This window comes from Zeimonas sediminis, assembly GCF_023721795.1.
Taxonomy (GTDB): Bacteria; Pseudomonadota; Gammaproteobacteria; order Burkholderiales; family Burkholderiaceae_E; genus Zeimonas; species Zeimonas sediminis.
On record NZ_JAMQYE010000001.1, the window covers coordinates 951363 to 969915 of the forward strand.

Genomic DNA, 18553 nt, shown 5'->3' on the forward strand with positions numbered 1-18553 from the left:
CCCGGCCCGGGGCCCTTGCTCGCTGTCGATGACACGTGACGAATCCTCCTCGGTGCGAGAATAACGCGATGGCCGACATCCTGCTCGTCACGCTGAACGCGCGCTACAGCCACGCCTCGCTGGGGCTGCGCTGGCTGAAGGCCAACCTCGGCGAGCTCGAGCCGCGCTGCGAGATCCTGGAGTTCGTGACCGGCGCGCGAAACGAGGCCATGGCGCAGCGGATCCTCGCGCGCCGGCCCCGCATCGTCGGCTTCGGCACCTACATCTGGAACGTCGACGAGACCGCGCGGCTCGCGGCGATGCTGCGCGCGATCGATCCGTCGCTGAAGATCGTGGTGGGCGGCCCCGAGGTGAGCCACGAGACCGACGCGCAGCGAATCTGCCGCGAGGCCGACCACGTGATCACCGGGCCAGGCGAGCTGGCCTTTCGCGCGCTCTGCGAGCGGCTGCTCGGGGGGCGGGCGGCGACGGCGGCCGATGGCGGCAGCGCGGCCGCCGATGCGGCAGCGCCGAACGCGCCGCCGAAGGTCATCGCCGGCGCCGTGCCCGACCTCGACGCACTGGCCCCGCCCTACCGGCTCTACGACGATCGCGACATCCGCGAGCGCTACCTGTACGTGGAGGCCTCGCGCGGCTGCCCGTTCAAGTGCGAGTTCTGCCTGTCGGCGCTCGACCGCACGGCGGTGCCCTTCGACACCGACCGGCTGCTCGGCGAGCTCGACGCGCTGCACAGGCGCGGCGCGCGCACCTTCAAGTTCGTCGACCGCACCTTCAACCTGAAGGTCGACACCAGCCGGCGCATCCTCGAATTCTTCCTCGCGAAGATCGAGGCCGCGCCCGAGGACCCGGTGTTCGCGCACTTCGAGCTGGTGCCCGACCACCTGCCCGAGCGGCTGCGCGAGACGATCGCGCGCTTCCCGCCCGGCGCGCTGCAGTTCGAGATCGGGATCCAGACCTGGAACCCCGAGGTGCAGAAGCTGATCAGCCGGCGGCAGGACGACGCGAAGGCCGAGGCCAACATCCGCTGGCTGGTCGAGAACAGCCAGGCGCACCTGCACGTGGACCTGATCGCCGGCCTGCCGGGCGAGGACCTGGCCAGTTTCGGCGCCGGCTTCGACCGGCTGCTCGCGCTGCGGCCGCACGAGATCCAGCTCGGCATCCTGAAGCGGCTGCGCGGCGCGCCGATCGCGCGGCACACCGAGGCCTACGGGCTGCGCTTCAACCCCGACCCGCCGTACAACGTGCTGGCGACCGACCGGATCCCGTTCGCCGACATGCAGCGGATCGCACTGTTCGCGCAGCTGTGGGACCGGGTCGCGAACTCCGGGCGCTACCCGCGGGCGCTCGCGGCGATGCTGGGCGACGTCGAGGCGGGCGGCGGCGACACCGCCCCCGGGTCGGCTCACGGCTCGCCGTTCTCGCGCTTCCTGGCATTCACCGACTGGATGGCCGCGCGCGACGACGGAACCGCGCGCTGGTCGGACGAGCGCCTGCGCGCATCGATCGGCCAGTGGCTGCGCGAGGAAGCCGGTGTCGACCCCCAGGCGGTGGACGCCGCGCTGGCGCCGGCAGACCGCCGCGCGCAGCGATCGGGCCGACGCGGCGCGACCGGTGAGCCGGCGTGCGCCGATGCTGCCCGCAGCGAGCGCAAGCGCGCCGGCCTGGAGCGGCAGTCGCGGCGCTGAGCGCCGCCTGCGAGCGCCTCAGCGCGTGCGCTGCTGCCAGCGCTCCTTGAAGGTCGGGCCCGACGGCGTCGGCATGTCGCGGGTACCGGTCCAGCCGCCGGCCAGCGGCAGCGAGCTGACCCGGCGCTTGTCGCCGCCGATCCACTTGAGCACCCGCGCGGCCAGCCGCACCATCGGCCGGTAGAGCGCCGGCCGCGTGGCCGCGAAGCGCCAGGCCGCCAGACCGAGCCGCTCGCCGAGCGGGCGCAAGCCGCGGTCGAACTGCTTCTCGCGCAGCTTGCGCAGCAGGTCGGGCAGCGGGATCTTCATCGGGCAGACCACGTGGCACTCGCCGCACAGCGTGGCCGCCTGCGGCAGGTCGAGCGCCTTGTCGATGCCCACGTACGAAGGCGTGAGCACCGAGCCCATCGGCCCCGGATACACCCAGCCGTAGGCGTGGCCGCCGATCTTCTGGTAGACCGGGCAGTGGTTCATGCAGGCGCCGCAGCGGATGCAGCGCAGCATGTCCTGGAACTCGCCGCCCAGCAGGCCGCTGCGCCCGCCGTCGACCAGCACCACGTAGGAGTGCTCGGGGCCGTCGCTGTCGCCCTCGCCGCGGGTGCCGGTCAGGATCGAGAAGTAGTTCGAGACCGACTGGCCGGTGGCCGAGCGCGGCAGCAGCCGCGCGATCGCGGCCAGGTCGTCCAGCGTGGGCAGCACCTTCTCGATGCCGGTGACGGCCACGTGCACCTTGGGCAGGATCGTGCACATGCCCTCGTTGCCCTCGTTCGTGAACAGCGCGACCGAACCGGTCTCGGCGATCACGAAGTTGCCGCCCGACACGCCCATGTCCGAGGACAGGAAGTGCGGGCGCAGCACTTCACGGGCCTCGTGCGTGAGCTCGCCGATGTCGGTGAGCCTGGGCTTGCCGTGCACCTTCGCGAAGAGCTCCGAGACCTCTTCCTTGTCCTTGTGCACCACCGGCGCGATGATGTGCGACGGCGGTTCCGAGTCGTTGATCTGCAGGATGTACTCGCCGAGGTCGGTCTCGACCGGCTGGATGCCGGCGGCCTCGAGCGCCTTGTTCAGCGCCATCTCCTCCGAGACCATCGACTTCGACTTGGTCACCTTGCGAACGCCGTGCTTCTTCGCGATCTCGACGACCAGGCGCGAGGCCTCGGCCGGGGTCTCGGCGAACAGCACCGTGGTGCCGCGCGCGGTGGCGGCCTTCTCGAATCGCTCGATCCACACGTCGAGGTCGGCCAGCGCCAGGTTGCGGCGCGCGACCGCGTCGTCGCGCGTGGCCTCGAAGTCGTCGAGCTCGGTGATCGCCTGCGCGCGGCCGGCCACGAACTTGGTCGACAGCTTGCGCAGGTTGGCCTGCAGCCGGACGTCGGCGAGCTTCTGGCCGCTGCGCGGCTTGAAATGCATCGACTGGACCTGCATCGCTCAGCCCTCCCCGGCCAGCACTTGCGCCACGTGCAGCACGCGGGTCTCGTTGTCGCCCTCGCGGCGCAGCCGCCCTTCGATGTTCAGCATGCAGCCGAGGTCGCCGAGCACCACGCACTTCGTGCCGGCGCCGCGGATGTTCTCGATCTTCTCGTCGACGATCGCGGTCGAGATGTTGCCGTACTTGACCGCGAAGGTGCCGCCGAAGCCGCAACAGGCGCGCGCGTCCTTCATCTCGGTGACGCGGATCTTCGGGTTCAGCGCCATCAGCGCGCGCGGCTGCTGCTGCACGCCGAGCTCGCGCAGGCCGCTGCACGAGTCGTGGTAGGTGACCTCGCCCTCGAACTCGCCGGGCAGCCTGTCGATCTTCAGCACGTCGTGCAGGAAGGAGGTGAGCTCCCAGGTGCGCGCGGCGAGCGCCTCGATCCGGTTGCGGATGTCGGGGTCGTCGCGGAACAGGTCCGGGTAGTGGCAGCGGATCATGCCGCCGCATGAGCCCGACGGCGCCACCACGTAGTCGAAGGACTCGAACTCGGCCAGGTACTTCAGCGCCAGCTCGCGGGCGGCGCCGGTGTCGCCCGAGTTGTAGCCGGGCTGGCCGCAGCAGGTCTGGCTCATCGGCACCTCGACGGTGCAGCCGGCCGACTCGAGCAGCTTCACCGTGGCCATGCCGATCTCCGGCCGCATCACGTCGACCAGGCAGGTAACGAACAGTCCGACTCTCATGGATTCTCCTCCGGGCACCGGATTATCGACGCTGTCGCTCCGCCCGCCAAACGCTCCGGGGCTCCGCGGTCTTCCCGATGCGTTGCCGCGGGGGCGCGAACGCGCTGCCGTGACAGCCATTTCACGACATGGTATAAGATCCCATCCATATGCTGCACCGCCGCATCGCCGCGGCATCCTCGCTCCATGGCCCGACCGAGAACCTCGACGAACGACGAAGGCAAGACCGCGATCCAGGTGATCGAGAGAATGGTTTCGCTGCTCGACGCGCTGGCCGAGCAGCCCGATCCGGTCAGCCTGAAGGACCTCTCCGGCCGCACCGGCCTGCACCCGTCGACGGCGCACCGCATCCTGAACGACCTGGTCACCGCCCGCCTGGTGGACCGTGCCGAGCCCGGCACCTACCAGCTCGGCATCCGCCTGCTCGAGCTCGGCAACCTGGTCAAGGCGCGGCTGAACGTACGCGACGCGGCGCAGGGCCCGATGCGCGAACTGCACCGCGCGACCGGGCAGCCGGTGAACCTGTCGATCCGCCAGGGCGACGAGATCGTCTACATCGAGCGCGCGGTCTCCGAGCGCTCGGGCATGCAGGTGGTGCGGGCCGTGGGCGGCCGCGCGCCGCTGCACCTGACTTCGGTGGGCAAGCTCTTCCTGGCCTTCGACGACCCCAGGAACGTGCGCGCCTACGCGACGCGCACCGGCCTGGCCGGGCACACGAAGAACAGCATCACCGACCCGGCGCGGCTCGAGCGAGAGCTGGCACTGGTCAAGGCGCGCGGCTACGCGCGCGACAACGAGGAGCTGGAACTGGGGGTGCGCTGCATCGCCGCCGGCATCCGCGACGACTCCGGCAAGCTGGTGGCCGGGCTGTCGATCTCCGCGCCGGCCGACTTCGTGCAGGACGACTGGATCGACCAGGTCTGCCGCACCGCCGCGCAGATCTCGGCGGCGCTGGGTTACGAGTCGCGCGAGGCCTGAGCCGACGCGTGCGGCACGCCGTTGCTGCGCGGCTGGCCCTCGAGCCAGGTGCGCAGCCGCTGGGCGTCGCCGAAGCGCGAAAGCTTGCCGGTGGCGTCGAGCAGCACCAGCACGACCGGCCGGCCTTCCACGCGCGCCTGCATGACCAGGCAGTTGCCCGCCTCGGAGATGTAGCCGGTCTTCTGCAGGCCGATGTCCCAGTCCTCGCGCGAAACGAGGCGGTTGGTGTTGCGGAAGGCGACGAGGCGGGTGCCGGCCTCTACGGTCAGCGACGGCGCGGTCGAGTACTCGCGGATCAGCGGATAGCCCGAGGCCGCGCGGACCAGCTTGGCCAGGTCGAGCGCGCTGGACACGTTGCGGCTCGACAGGCCGGTCGGCTCGACGAACCAGGTGCTCTCCATGCCGAGTTCGGCCGCCTTCTCGTTCATCCGCGCCACGAAGGCATCGAGGCCGCCGGGGTAGTGCCGGCCCAGCGCGTTGGCGGCGCGATTCTCGGAAGCCATCAGCGCCAGGTGCAGCATCTCGTCACGGGTGAGCACGGTGCCCACGCGCAGGCGCGAGCGCGTGAACTTCTCGGTGTCGATGTCGTCGTTGGTGACGGTCAGCCGCTCGTCGAGCGGCAGGCCGGCGTCCAGCACGACCATCGCGGTCATCAGCTTGCTGATCGATGCGATCGGCAGCACCGCTCGCGCGTTCTTCTCGAAGAGGACCTCGCCGGTGAGCGCGTCGACGGCGAGCGCCACCGACGAATGCAGCGACAAGGGATCGTAGACCTCGTGCAGGCCGATCGCCTGGCCGATGGACGGGCGCGCGGTCGAGACCGCGGCGGCGCCGGCGGCCGCCTTGACCGCCACCGTGCGCGCGCTGCCGGAGTCGGGACGCGCCGGCTTCTTGCCCTTGGCCACCGACTGCTTGCGGGCCTGCGGCGCCTTGTCGGTCGCCTTGCGGGTGGACTTCCGCGCGACCGGCTTGCCGGTGCCCTTGTTCGCGGCGCCGGAGACACGGGATTTCGACGGCGACTCGGCGCGCGCCTCGCCGGCGCTGCCCGGGGCTGCGAAACCTGCCGCCAGCGCGAAGGCCGCGGCAAGCGCGCCCGAAGCGATTCGCCCGAAAAGCCTTGCCCGCAAACGGCCGGGGCGCGAACGCCCGTCCTCGGTTCTTGCCTGATTCACCCGAAATCCCCCTCACCCGATAGCGCAAAATCGGGCGCGTACGCCCGATTCGTCGACAGTCTAACCAAAAATTCCAGAAAACAGAGAGGTTTAGCGAAAGAATCTGAGCCGGAATCTAGAAACCGTCGCCGATCCACCGCTCGCCGGCGGCCTGGACTGGACCGACGGCAAGCTCCGGGAGCCGCCGGCCCGGGCCGCCGCCGGCTCACCAGCCCAGGAAGCGAGTGAAGGCCTCCACCGGCTCGCGCTCGGTCACCAGGCCGTTCTCGGGCGCGTCGGGATCGGCGTAGCCGAGCGACATGCCGCACACGAGCATCCGCTCTGGCGGCAGTTCCAGGAACTCGCCGATGATCCGGTGGAAATGGGTGAAGGCTGCCTGCGGGCAGGTGTCGAGCCCGCGGGCGCGCGCGGCGACCATCAGGTTCTGCAGGAACATGCCGTAGTCGAGCCAGCTGCCCTGCTGCATCACCCGGTCGATCGTGAAGATCAGGCCGACCGGCGCGTCGAAGAAGCGGAAGTTGCGCGCGTGCTGCGCGTGCATCCGCTCCTTGTCGCCCTTGGCGATGCCGAGCAGCGTGTACAGGTCCCAGCCGACCTTGCGCCGCCGGTCGATGTAGGGCGACACCCATTGCCGCGGGTAGTAGTCGTACTCGTCGCGCTCGGCGGCCATCGCGGCGGGGTCGTCGTACACGGCCAGGATGCGCCGGCTCAGCTCGACCTTCGGCTCGCCGGCGAGCACCGTCACCTGCCAGGGCTGGGTGTTGGTGCCCGAGGGCGCCCGGGCGGCGACCTCGAGGATGTCCTCGACGACCTCCTTCGGCACCGGCTTGTCCAGGTAGGCCCGGATCGACCTGCGGCCGGTGATCGCCGCGTCGACGTAGCGGTAGCTGTGCGGGTAGTCCATCGCCTTCTCCTCAGATCGTCAGTGGCTCGAGCGCCGCGCGCAGCGCAGGCGGCAGCGACACCGGGCGCCGCGTGGCGCGGTCCACGCACACGTGCACGAACTGGCCGAAGGCGGCCGCCTCGTCCTCGTCGTCGGCGAACAGGCCGATCTCGTAGCGCACGCTGCTGTTGCCGAGCCGCGCGATCCGCAGGCCCGCCACCACCGTCTGCGGGAACGCGATCCCGGCGAAATAGCGGCAGCCGCTCTCGACGACGAACTGGATCACGTCGCCGGCCTCGTAGTCGAGGACCCCGCGTTCGATCATGTAGTGGTTCACCGCGGTGTCGAAGTAGCTGTAGTAGACGACGTTGTTCACGTGGCCGTAGACGTCGTTGTCCATCCAGCGGGTGGTGATCGACACGAAGTGCCGGAAGTCGGCGCGGCGGGGCCGCTGCTCGCGCGCGGCGTCGGCCTTCGGCTCGCTCGATCGGGATTTCTCTTCGTTCATCGGGTCTCCGTCGGAATGTCGTCTCTCGTCGAGCTCGTCGCGGGCCTCGTGTCCGCCGCGTCGCGCAGGGCCGGCGCGCCGTGAGCATGCCTGAATGCTTCGCCGACCGTGGCCAGGTGGATCTCGACGATCTCGTCGACGCTCGGGCAGTAGCCGCCGCCCATCGCGACCGCCACCGGCAGGCCGCGCCGGCGCGCGAAGCCGAACACCCGTCGGTCGCGCTCGAGGATGCCGGCGCGGGTCAGCGAGAGCCGCCCGAGCCGGTCGCCTTCGTACACGTCCGCACCCGCCAGGTAGAGGACCAGGTCCGGGGCGAAGCGCCGCCCCATCTCGCCGAGCGCGCGATCGAGCGCGTCGAGATAGGCGTCGTCGCCGGTGCCGTCGGGAAGCGCGACGTCGAGGTCGCCGACCGCCTTGCGGAACGGGTAGTTGCGCTCGCCGTGCACCGACAGCGTGAACACGCTGTCGTCGCGGGCGAGTATCTCGGCGGTGCCGTTGCCCTGGTGCACGTCGAGATCGACGATCGCCACCCGCCGCGCCCGCCGCTCGGCCTGCATCAGCCTCGCCGCGATCGCCAGGTCGTTGAAGCAGCAGAAGCCTTCGCCGCGCGCGGCGCCGGCGTGGTGGGTGCCGCCCGCCAGGTTGACCGCCGCGCCGTCGCGCAGCGCGCTGCGCGCCGCCTCGACGCTCGCGCCGGCCGAGCGCCGCGAGCGCTCGACCATGCCCGGGCTCCAAGGGAAGCCGATCGCGCGGATCTCGTCGGCCTGCAGCCGGCCCTCCGTGAGCCGCGCGACCCAGTCCGGATGGTGCGCCAGCGCCAGCACGCCGTCACTGGCGGCCGCGGGCTCGAGCAGGCGCACGCCGGGCAAGGCCGCCGCGACCCGGTGGCGCAGCCGCTCGTACTTGACCATCGGGAAACGGTGGCCGGCCGGCAGGGGCAGGACGAAACGATCGCTGTAGAAGGCGTCCACGATGCTCGGAAGTCCGGAAGGCCGCCGCATTGCGGGAAGGCCGCCGCGTTGCGCGGCGCGGCGGCCGAGTCTAGCACGAGGCCTCCCCTCGCCTCGTCACGGTCCTGAAAAATTCCTTTTGCATCATGTGCTTGCAGTCGTTCCAGCCAGACCCCCGGCCGATTTATGCTGCGATGCAAAAATTTCTCTTGACATCCCGTGCCGGGTCACTAGAATGACGATTGTTGCGATGCACAAATGCATCGATCCGAGTTAACCAGCCCATCACGGAGGCTCTCATGATCTCTACTCCCGAACAGTTCGTGCAGCTGCACAAGTCCGCGCTCGACTCGTTCCAGGCCGCCGCGCTGGCGTCGATGGAAGGCTTCGAGAAACTGGCCGAGCTGAACATCCAGGCCGCCAAGGCCTCGATCGACGAAACCACCGAGACGATGAAGTCGCTGCTCGAGGCGAAGGACGTCAAGGCGATCGCCGACCTGACCAGCGCCGGCGCCCAGCCCGCCGCCGAGAAGTTCGCGGCCTACGCCAAGCACGTCTACGAAATCACCAGCGCCACCAACGGCGAGCTGGTCAAGCTGGTCGAGAAGCAGTTCGCCGACTCGAACAAGCAGCTGTACAGCGCGATCGACGCCATGGCCAAGAACGCCCCGGCCGGCAGCGAAGGCGTCGTGAACATGGTCAAGCAGGCCGTCTCGACCGCGAACACCGCGTTCGACCAGGTCAGCAAGGCCACCAAGCAAGTCGTGGAACTGGCCGAGGCCAACATGGCCGCCGCCGCCAAGAGCTCGCCGGTGCGCGCCGCCAAGAAGGCCGCCTGAGTGCTCTGAAGTTCCGGAGGATGCTCTCCTCCTGACGCTGCCTCCCCTCCTCCTCGGGTGGCGTCATTGGGCCCGGTCGAAAGACCGGGCTTTTTCTTTGGTGCGCGGCCCCGGCCGGAACATCCAGGCCAGCGCCGCCCCGGCGCCGAGCGTGAAGCCGAGCATCAGCAGGCCGAGATTCGTCGCGTCGTCGTGGGAGACCAGGCCCACCGCGTAGCCGCCGGCGGCGCCGATCGACTGCTGCATCAGCCCTGCCACCGCCGCGGCCGAGCCTGCCAGCGCGGGCACCATGCCGAGGGTGCCGGTGAGCGCGGCAGGCGTCAGGAACCCGTGCCCGATCCCGAGCAAGGCCAGGGGCATTGCGAAGGCCAGCGGCGTGTGCAGGCCGGCCAGCCCCAGCGCGAGCATCGACGCGATGCCGGCCAGCGTGCACAGTTGCCCGCCGATCATCATCGCGCGCTCGCCGATGCGGTGCACCAGGCGGCTGGCCAGGAAGTTCCCGACGATGTACGCCGCCGGCACGAACATGATGTACCAGCCGATGCTCTCCGGGCCGACACCGTAGCTGCGCAGCACGATCGGCGCGCCGGCCAGGAAGGTGTAGAAGGTCGCCGTGGTCAGCGACAGCACGCACACGTACAGCGGAAAGGCCGGCTCGCGCGCCAGGCGCGCATACGCCGCGGCCATCGCGCGCAGCCAGTGGGAATCCCGCGCGTGAAGACCCTGGTGCGCCGGCAGCCCTCGCCAGGCCGCGAGCAGCAGCACGAAGCCGAGCGCGGCGATCAGCACGAAGTTCGCCCGCCAGCCGAGGTGCACGTGCAACTGCCCGCCGACCAGCGTCGCCAGCGGCGGGCACAGGCCCATCGTCATGCCGACGTAGGCCATCACCCGCGTGCGCTGGCTGCCTTCGTAGCGGTCCTGCACGAGCGCCCTGCCGACGACCATGCCCGCCGCGCCGCCCGCGCCTTGCAGGATTCGCGCGAGGATCAGCGTTTCGATCTGCTGGGCGAAGAGCGCGAGCATCGAGCCCGCGCTGGCCACCGTCAGACCGGCGAGCAGCACCCGCTTGCGGCCGAACCGGTCGGACAGCGGGCCGTAGACCAGCTGCAGCGCGCCGCTGGCCATGACGTAGCCGCTGAAGGTGAGCTGGACCGACGCCTGGTCTGTGCCGAAGATCGAGCCCCACTCCTGCATCGAGGGCAGGCAGATGGTCATCGCCAGCAAGCCGAAGGCCAGCTGGGCCAGCAGGTTGAGCATCAGTCGCGCAGCGCGGCCGAGAGCGCCTCGAAGCCCGGGTAGCGATCGGCCGCGATGCAGTACTTGCGCGCGAATCCGCTCCACGGCTCGCCGCGCGCCATCGCGTCGACGAAGCCGTCGCGATCGACGATCGCGGTGCCGCCGAGCACGGTGACCCCGCGCGCGAACAGCGGATCCGGCAGGCAGCCGCCACCTGGCCCGACCAGCGCCAGGTAGCGCGCGCCCGTGCAGGCGGCAAGCACCTGCTCGACCGTGTCGTTGAGCAGGATCGTGGTCGTCGACAGGATCTTGTCGCAGCCGGCCAGCTCGCCCGGATCGAGCGTGACGCGCCAGCCGTCGAAGTCGCCGGCCAGCTCGGGCTTGAGCTCGAGCACGGTGAGCCGCGCGCCCTTTCCGACGATGCGCTCGACCAGGCCGCGGAACAGCCCGACCATGCCGATCCGCTCGCCGGGCTGCGGATCGAGCATCCCGATCGAGTCGACCGACGTGTCGAACCGGTAGCCGCTCTCCCTGAAGAAGCGCTGCGAGATCGCGTTGACCGCCGCGAAGCCGAGGGTTCTGCGGACCGGATCGGCGTCGGCGTACCAGCCGGCCAGCTCGCGCGCCGGCATGCCTGCCAGGCTGGCGCCGGGGCGCGATGCCAGCAGCGCCTGCAGCGTGTCGCCGAGCAGCACGTAGGAAAGGCCGAGCGAGCGGTCGGCCAGTTCAACCGCGCAGAATTCGCCGTCGCGCGTGCCCTCGGCCTCGGGGCTGGGCAGGTGCAGCGCAGCGACCGGCGGCAGCGGACCGAGCGCCTCGATCCGGTCGATCAGCGCGAGCATCTCGGCGGTCAACGCACCCGGCATGTCCGGCCTTCCTCGCGCCGTTCGCGCAACGCTCGCGCACCCCGCAGGGCGTTCGCGCGCCTCGACCGGCTCGCCGGCCTCACGCCGCCGCCTGCAGCGGCCGGGCCGCCTCGAAGGCCTGCAGCAACTCGGCGCGCCGCGCCTTCGCGGCAGCCAGGTTGCGTTCCTTGACGTGACCGTACCCGCGGATCTCCTCGGGCACCGAGGCGATCTGCACCGCGATCGACAGCTTGTCGCGATCGAGCCTGCCGAGCAGGCCCTCGATCGTGCGCCGGTACTCGTCGATCAGTGCCCGCTCGGTGCGCCGCTCCTCGGTGCGTCCGAACACGTCGAGCGGCGTGCCGCGCAGGCCCTTGAGCTTCGCCAGGATGCCGAAGGCCTTGAAGACCCACGGGCCGTACTCGGCCTTGACCAGTTCGCCCCTGGCGTTGCGCTTGGCGAGCAGCGGCGGCGCGAGATGGAAGCCGAGGCGGAAGTCGCCCTCGAACTGCCGGTTCAGCTTCTCGAGGAAGCGGCCGTCGGTGTACAGCCGCGCGACCTCGTACTCGTCCTTGTAGGCCATCAGCTTGGAGTAGTAGCGGGCGACGGCCTCGGTGAGCTTCAGCGCCGCCCCCTCGCCGACCACCCGCTTCTCGGCCTCGCGCACCTTCGCGACCAGCTCGGTGAATCGCCTCGCGTAGCGCGCGTTCTGGTAGCCGGTCAGGAACTCGGCGCGCTGCGCGATCAGGTCGTCGAGCGACACCGGCGCCGGCTTGCGCACGATGCTGATCGCGGTGACCGGCGCGGCCGCCTTCTCGACCCGCTCCGGGTCGACCGCCGCGACGCGACCCCAGGCGAAGGCCGCCTTGTTCTGCTCGATCGCCACTTCGTTCAACTCGATCGCGCGCTCGATCGCCTCGGCCGAGACCGGCACCAGGCCGCGCTGCCACGCATAGCCGAGCATGAACAGGTTGGTCGCGATCGCGTCGCCGAGCAGCGCGGTGGCCAGGCGCTGGCCGTCGATGAAGTCCGCCGCCGCCCGGTCGCCGACCGCCTCGACGATCTTCGCTTCCATCTCGCCCAGCGGGAACTTCCAGTCGGCGTTGCGGGTGAAGTCGGCGGTGGGCGTGGACGCCACGTTCGCCACCACGCGTGTCCGCCCGGGCACCATGCGCGCCAGCGCCTCGCGCCCTGCGGTGACGACGATGTCGCAGCCGAGCACCGCGTCGGCCGAGGCGGTGCCGATGCGCGGCGCGTACAGCGGCTCGCCCGACTTGCCGAAGCGCACGTAGCTCATCACCGCGCCGTTCTTCTGCGCGAGCCCCGCCACGTCGAGCACGGTCACGTTCTTGCCTTCCAGGTGCGCGGCCATGCCGAGCAGCGCGCCGATCGTGACGACGCCGGTGCCGCCGATGCCGGTGATCAGCATCGCCCAGGAACCGTCGATCGACGGCAGCGCGGCGGCGGTCAGGCCCTCGGCGAGCGACTGAGCGATCGGCGTCTTCACGGTGGCCGGCGCCCCGGCCTGCGCTGCTGCCGCGCCCCCTGACATTGCACCCGACCCCGCGCCCTGTCCCGCGCCGCCGGCCACGCCGATGCCGCGGCGCAGCTTGCCGCCGTGCACGGTCACGAAGCTCGGGCAGAACCCGTTCACGCAGGAGAAGTCCTTGTTGCAGGCCGACTGGTTGATCTTGCGCTTGCGGCCGAACTCGGTCTCGACCGGCTCGATCGACACGCAGTTCGACTGCACGCCGCAGTCGCCGCAGCCCTCGCAGACCGCCTCGTTGATGAAGGCGCGCTTGGGCGGGTCGGGGAACTCGCCGCGCTTGCGCCGGCGCCTCTTCTCGGCCGCGCAGGTCTGGTCGTAGATCAGCACCGACACGCCCGGGTACTCGCGCAGCTCGCGCTGCACCTCGTCGAGCTTGCTGCGGTGATAGACCGGGATGCCGGCCTCGAAGTAGCCGGCCGGGTACTTGTCGGGCTCGTCGGTGACCACCACGATCTTCTCGACGCCCTCGGCGGCGACCTGCCGGGCGATCATGCGCGGCGACAGCTGGCCGTCGTGCTTCTGGCCGCCGGTCATCGCGACCGCGTCGTTGAACAGGATCTTGTAGGTGATCGGCGTCTTCGCGGCGACCGCCTGGCGGATCGCCAGCGAGCCGGAGTGGAAGTAGGTGCCGTCGCCGAGGTTCTGGAAGACGTGCTTCGTCTCGCTGAACGGGAACTGGCCGACCCAGCTCGTGCCCTCGGCGCCCATGTGCGTGAAGGTGGCGGTGCTGCGGTCCATCCACATCGACATGTAGTGGCAGCCGATGCCGGCCAGCGCGCGCGAGCCCTCGGGCACCCGGGTCGAGGTGTTGTGCGGACAGCCCGAGCAGAAGTACGGGATCCGCTCGATCGAAGGCGGCTGCGCGGCGAGCGCCTGCTCGCGCGCGTCGATCCGGGCCAGCTGGGCGTCGCAGCGGGCGAGCACGTCCTCGAGCCGGCCGCCGCGCTCGTCGGCGCCGACCTCGTTCGAGCGGCGCAGCCGGGCGACGATCGTGCGCGCGCAGATCGCCGGCGTCAGCTCGCCCCACTCGGGCAGCATGGTCGCGCCGCGCTCGTCGAGCTTGCCGACGATGCGGGGCCGCCAGTCGAGCGCGTACAGGTGCTCCTTGAGCTGCGCCTCGATCAGCGAGCGCTTCTCCTCGATGACCAGGATCTCCTCGCAGCCGGCGCAGAATTCGCGGATGCCCTCGGGCTCGAGCGGCCAGGGCATCGCGACCTTGTAGACGCGCAGGCCGATCGCCTTCGCGGTGGCGTCGTCGATGCCCAGGTCGGCCAGCGCCTGCATCGTGTCGAGCCAGCTCTTGCCGGTGCTGACGATGCCCAGCCGCGCCGGCTCGCCGTCGGGCCGGCCGAACACGTTGCGGTCGAGCCGGTTGGCGCGCGCCCAGGCGAGCGCCGCCGGGATCTTCCAGCGGGTGAGCCGCTCCTCCATCTTCAGGAAGGGCTCCTCGGGCCAGCGCAGGTTCAGCCCGCCCTCGGGCATTGCCACGCCCTCGGGGGTGACCAGCTGCAGCCGGTCCGGCGAGACGTCGACGATGCCGGCGACCTCGATCGTGTCGGTCACCGCCTTGAAGCCGACCCACAGGCCCGAGTAACGGGACATCGCGAAGCCCTGCAGGCCGAGATCGACGTAGTCCTGCACCGTGGCCGGCGCCAGCACCGGCATCGAGACCGCCTTGAAGATGAAGTCGGTCTGCGCGGCCATCGTCGACGACTTGGCGCCGTGATCGTCGCCGCCCACCGCCAGCACGCCGCCGTGCCGCGAGGTGCCCGCCTGGTTCGCGTGGCGCAGCGCGTCGCCGGAACGGTCCACGCCCGGGCCCTTGCCGTACCAGATGCCGAAGACGCCGTCGTACTTCGCGCCCGGGAACTCGTTGAGCTGCTGCGTGCCCCAGATCGCGGTGGCGGCCAGGTCCTCGTTGACGCCGGGCACGAACTTCACGTGGTGCTTCTCGAGGTGCTTGCGCGCCTTCCACAGCGCCTGGTCGAAGCCGCCGACCGGCGAGCCCCGATAGCCCGAGATGTAGCCGGCGGTGTTGAGCCCCGCGGCCAGGTCGCGCTGGCGCTGCATCAGCGGCAGGCGGACCAGCGCCTGGGTGCCGGTGATGTAGACCGCGCCCTCGCGGGCCTCGTACTTGTCCTCGAGCGTGACCTGCCTGAAGGCCGGATCGAGCGGAGCGTTCATGCTGCGGGTCTCCCTTGTTTCGTGTGTTCGTGCGGGTTCGACGGGTTCATGCCGCCCGGTCGACGAAGCCGAGCTTGCGCGAGACGCGCAGCGCGGCGGCGCGGATCATCTCGACGTAGCCTGCCTCGCCGTCGGCGAAGCGATAGGTGGGGATCGACACGCTCATCGCGGCGATCGCCTTGCCTTCGTCGTTGCGGATCGGCGCGGCCACGCAGGTCAGGCCCGGCACGATCTCCTCGCGATCGAAGGCGATGTCCGCGCCGCGGATCGACGCAAGCTCGCGCTCGAGGGCGCCGAGGTCGGTGATCGTGGCCGGCGTGAAAGGCTTGAGTTCGACATTGTCGAACACTCGCCTGACTTCTTCCCAAGGCCGCAAGGCCAGCAGCATCTTGCCGCAGGCCGAGCAGTGCGCCGGCTGGCGCAGGCCCACCCGCGACATCAGCACCTGCGTGGCGAGCGAGGCCTGCACCTTCTCGACGATCACAGCCTGGTGACGCTCGAGCACCATCAGGTGGCTGGATTCGCCGTGCCGCTCGACCAGCTCCTGCATCGCGCGCCGGCCCTCGCGGACCATCGGCGTCGCCTCGAGCAGCATCTGGTTCAGCTCGAAGAAGCGCCAGCCCAGGCGGAAGCGGCCGCGCGGCGTGCGCTCGACGAAGCCCTGCCCCGCCAGGCTGGCGAGGATCTCGCTGACCGTCGACTTGGGCCAGGACAACTCGGCCGACAGCTCGGTGACGCCCAGCTCGGTGCGATCGAAGGAAAACAGGGACAGGATCGTGCCGATCTTGTCGACGATCTGTCGCATCCGCGCCTTTCCGGGTTGAAGATGACCCGAGTATGACGCTGCCGGCGCGGCAGGACAAGGCATCCGTTCGGTATCGCCGAACGCAGTTCCGGTCCAGCGCGTCGGGGCCGCGTGCGCCCTGCCCGCCGACGCCCGCCGACGCCCGCCGACGCCCGCCGACGCCCGCCTGCGCGCCGACGCCCGCCTGCGCGCGGACGGTCGCTCAGCCGATCTCGGCGCCCAGCCCCCGCGCGCCCGCCTCGAGGCGCTCGAGAGCCGGCGCCACCAGGTGCTCGGGGCCCTTGACGCCGAGCTCGATGTGCCGGCGCCGGCCGTCCTCGCCCACCGAGGGCAGGCTGAAGGTCTTCACCCCGGGGAAGTCCCGCTCGACCTGCTCCATCAGCGGCGTGACCGCCGACTCGGGCACCTCGTAGGCCATGAAGGACTTCTCGGCCCGGCGCTCGCGGTGGAACAGGTCGGCGAAGCGGTTGTCGAGCACCCACTCGATCATCGGCCAGGCCATCACCGGGAAGCCGGGCACGAAGAAGTGGTTGCGGATCTCGAAGCCGGGAATCCGGTTGAACGGATTCGGGATGATCCCGGCCCCGGCCGGAAACTCGCCCATCTTCAGCCGCTGCCGGTTCTCGGGCGTGCTCATGTCGGCGCTGCCCCGGCCCTCGGCCGCCATCTCGGCGGTGCGCTGGGCGATCAGCTTTGCCGCTTCCGGGTGCAGCTCGAGCTCGAGCCCCAACGCGATGCCGGCCGCCTGGCGGGTGTGGTCGTCGGGCGTGGCGCCGATGCCGCCGCACGAGAACACGACGTCGCCCGAGGCGAAGCTGCGCTGCAAGGTGGCCACCAGGCGCTCGCGATCGTCGCCGAGATACTCGGCCCACGACAGCTGCAGCCCGCGCGCGGCCAGCAGCTCGACCACCTTGGGGAAGTGCTTGTCCTGCCGCTTTCCCGACAGGATCTCGTCGCCGATGATGATCAGTCCGAAGTTCATGGGTTCGCAGCCTGCGGGAGTGGAGCGGCGCGCCGCTCGTCGAGCCGCGCCAGCGAGTAGTGACCGAAGGCCAGCGCCGACAGCACCGGCGTGACCAGGAAGAGCGGCGGGATCAGGTTCAGCGCGCTGACGACCATCGCCAGCAGCAGGTACTCGCGCCGGTAGCGCTGCTCGAGCGCCCGGCGCTCGTCGGGCGCCGCGAATTCGACCAGGCTGTCGAGCCGCATGACCCGCGCGGTCAGCCAGCTCCACCAGAACCAGGGCACGACCAGCGCCAGCGGCGGGATCAGCCAGAGCGGCAGCGTCAGCAGGTAGCCGATCGCGAACAGCGGGATCGCCAGCAGCAGGTTCCAGATGCCCGGCAGCGGCGAGCCGGTGCCGCGCCGCGCCACCGACGGATAGTCGCGCGTCGCCAGGAAGCGCATGACCAGCGGCATCGCGAAGATCGCCACGATCGCCACCGCGGTGACCCAGCTCGCCGGAACGACCAGCAGCAGCGCGATCAGCGCCGGAATCCAGTCGCGGATGCCGCCCAGGCCCGCGCCCTGCGCCCAGCCGTACACGCCGCTGAGCCAGCCGTCGAAGATCGCCGCGGCCAGCCAGTCGGTGAGCGGGCTCCAGACCAGCCAGGCAGTCAGGATCCAGAACAGCAGCGACACGACGAAGGGCAGCACCAGCAGGCCGAGCATCTTCGGGTGCAGCTGGCTGACGATCGAGCGGCCGAAGGCCTTCAGCACTCTTTCCATGGCGGCGATGATACCGGGGCGCCCGGGCGAGTCCGGCTAAGAGGCGAATCAGGATCGTCCGACCGGGACGCGCTCAGGCGCGCCCCGCCCAGCGCAGCAGCGCCCGCCACTGCTGCGACCAGAAGCCGCGGCCGTAGTCGCGCCCGTCGAGCTGGTCGCGGATGCCGGTGGGCACCCAGCCGGGCCGGAAGTCGGCGGTGCCGCCGAGGATGTCCCAGATCGGGAACAGCACCGCGAAGTTGCAGCCGTGCCTGCGCCCCTCGTGGCCCACGCCGATCGCGTGGTGCCTGCGATGGAAGGACGGGCTCACCAGCAGCCGCTCGCCGATCGCGCCGAAGCGCCAGCGCAGGTTCGCGTGCTGCAGGCTCTGGAGCACCCGCGAGACGACGACCAGCATCACGAACTGGCCGGGCGCCACGCCGATCGCGATCGCCAGCAGCGCCAGCAGCCCGTCGCGCAGCAGATCGTCGAGCAGGTGGTTGCGGTTGTCGCTCCAGAAGGTCATCTGCCGCTGGCTGTGGTGGACCGCGTGCAGCGTCCACCACCAGCGCCAGCCGTGCTGGGCCCGGTGGATCAGGTAGTCGGCCAGGTCGAGCACGACCAGGTAGACGACGAAGGCCGCCAGCGGGCGCCCGTCCAGCCCCGGCACCAGCGACTCCAGGTTCAGCCGGGAGAAACCGGCCAGCCGCAGCCAGCCCTCCAGCGCGTCGAACAGCGGCGTGACCAGGAAGAAGATCGCGACCGGGACCGCTCCCAGCCGGTGCAGCAGCGTGTAGACGATGTCGGTTCGCACGGCCCGCCGGTCGGTCAGCGGTTCCGCCGGCCACAGCCGCTGGGCGCCGCCGAGCAACGACGCGAGCACGGCGATCTCGAGCACGCCGATCACGAACCATTCGGTCGCGTCGAACGCGTCTTCCTGCCAGCGCATCAGCCCGGCCGAGAACATGACCGGCTGGACGATCGTCTCGAACAACCACTGCTGGACCGTCGCGATCAGTTCTACGACGGCGCCCGACAATGCATCGAACATCTTCACC

Annotated in this window: 16 protein-coding genes; 3 read left to right on the plus strand and 13 right to left on the minus strand. The window is 70.6% G+C overall.

Going from position 1 to position 18553, the window contains the following annotated elements:
• The first annotated feature begins 68 nt into the window (after nt 1-68).
• Nucleotides 69-1685, plus strand: a complete 1617-nt coding sequence (locus M6I34_RS04445; RefSeq protein WP_272484499.1) for a B12-binding domain-containing radical SAM protein — start codon at nt 69-71, stop codon at nt 1683-1685.
• Between the two features lie 18 nt (nt 1686-1703).
• Here the strand turns inward: M6I34_RS04445 and M6I34_RS04450 are convergent, their stop codons facing one another.
• Nucleotides 1704-3110 (minus strand): LutB/LldF family L-lactate oxidation iron-sulfur protein, encoded by a 1407-nt coding sequence (locus tag M6I34_RS04450; RefSeq protein WP_272484500.1) that lies wholly within the window; start codon nt 3108-3110, stop codon nt 1704-1706.
• Between the two features lie 3 nt (nt 3111-3113).
• The gene (locus M6I34_RS04455) at nt 3114-3839 is read right to left on the minus strand and encodes a (Fe-S)-binding protein (protein WP_272484501.1); all 726 of its coding nucleotides are present in this window, start codon (nt 3837-3839) and stop codon (nt 3114-3116) included.
• 186 nt (nt 3840-4025) lie between these two features.
• Here M6I34_RS04455 and M6I34_RS04460 point away from each other — a divergent pair, with 186 nt between their 5' ends.
• Complete coding sequence (locus M6I34_RS04460; RefSeq protein WP_272484502.1) at nt 4026-4817, plus strand: IclR family transcriptional regulator; 792 nt, start codon at nt 4026-4028, stop codon at nt 4815-4817.
• Here M6I34_RS04460 and pbpG read toward each other — a convergent pair.
• The 4 genes from pbpG to M6I34_RS04480 form a co-directional block, all read right to left on the minus strand.
• Entirely contained in the window at nt 4796-5989 is a 1194-nt protein-coding gene (gene pbpG / locus M6I34_RS04465) for a D-alanyl-D-alanine endopeptidase (protein WP_272484503.1), read from the minus strand. The genes M6I34_RS04460 and pbpG overlap by 22 nt on opposite strands.
• A 205-nt stretch (nt 5990-6194) precedes the next feature.
• Nucleotides 6195-6893, minus strand: a complete 699-nt coding sequence (locus M6I34_RS04470; protein ID WP_272484504.1) for a nitroreductase — start codon at nt 6891-6893, stop codon at nt 6195-6197.
• A 10-nt stretch (nt 6894-6903) separates the two neighbouring features.
• The gene (locus M6I34_RS04475) at nt 6904-7380 is read right to left on the minus strand and encodes an acyl-CoA thioesterase (protein WP_272484505.1); all 477 of its coding nucleotides are present in this window, start codon (nt 7378-7380) and stop codon (nt 6904-6906) included.
• Complete coding sequence (locus M6I34_RS04480; protein WP_272484506.1) at nt 7377-8351, minus strand: histone deacetylase family protein; 975 nt, start codon at nt 8349-8351, stop codon at nt 7377-7379. The genes M6I34_RS04475 and M6I34_RS04480 overlap by 4 nt, the downstream gene beginning before the upstream one ends.
• 278 nt (nt 8352-8629) lie before the next feature.
• Between M6I34_RS04480 and M6I34_RS04485 the strand changes: the two genes are divergently transcribed.
• Nucleotides 8630-9169 (plus strand): phasin family protein, encoded by a 540-nt coding sequence (locus M6I34_RS04485; protein WP_272484507.1) that lies wholly within the window; start codon nt 8630-8632, stop codon nt 9167-9169.
• Nucleotides 9170-9232: 63 nt separating this feature from the next.
• Here the strand turns inward: M6I34_RS04485 and M6I34_RS04490 are convergent, their stop codons facing one another.
• The 7 genes from M6I34_RS04490 to M6I34_RS04520 all read right to left on the minus strand — a co-directional run bounded on the left by M6I34_RS04490 (nt 9233) and on the right by M6I34_RS04520 (nt 18546).
• The gene (locus M6I34_RS04490; RefSeq protein WP_272484508.1) at nt 9233-10426 is read right to left on the minus strand and encodes a multidrug effflux MFS transporter; all 1194 of its coding nucleotides are present in this window, start codon (nt 10424-10426) and stop codon (nt 9233-9235) included.
• On the minus strand, nt 10426-11271 hold the full coding sequence (locus M6I34_RS04495; protein ID WP_272484509.1) for a Rossmann-like domain-containing protein: 846 nt from the start codon (nt 11269-11271) through the stop codon (nt 10426-10428). The genes M6I34_RS04490 and M6I34_RS04495 overlap by 1 nt, the downstream gene beginning before the upstream one ends.
• Nucleotides 11272-11350: 79 nt before the next feature.
• On the minus strand, nt 11351-14983 hold the full coding sequence (locus M6I34_RS04500) for an indolepyruvate ferredoxin oxidoreductase family protein (protein WP_272484510.1): 3633 nt from the start codon (nt 14981-14983) through the stop codon (nt 11351-11353).
• Between the two features lie 46 nt (nt 14984-15029).
• Entirely contained in the window at nt 15030-15788 is a 759-nt protein-coding gene (locus M6I34_RS04505; RefSeq protein ID WP_272484511.1) for an IclR family transcriptional regulator, read from the minus strand.
• Nucleotides 15789-15990: 202 nt separating this feature from the next.
• Complete coding sequence (locus tag M6I34_RS04510; RefSeq protein ID WP_272484512.1) at nt 15991-16770, minus strand: competence/damage-inducible protein A; 780 nt, start codon at nt 16768-16770, stop codon at nt 15991-15993.
• On the minus strand, nt 16767-17516 hold the full coding sequence (locus M6I34_RS04515) for an EI24 domain-containing protein (RefSeq protein ID WP_272484513.1): 750 nt from the start codon (nt 17514-17516) through the stop codon (nt 16767-16769). Before M6I34_RS04515 ends, M6I34_RS04510 begins: the two co-directional genes overlap by 4 nt.
• Nucleotides 17517-17589: 73 nt before the next feature.
• Nucleotides 17590-18546, minus strand: a complete 957-nt coding sequence (locus M6I34_RS04520) for a sterol desaturase family protein (protein ID WP_272486604.1) — start codon at nt 18544-18546, stop codon at nt 17590-17592.
• Nucleotides 18547-18553: the final 7 nt, after the last annotated feature.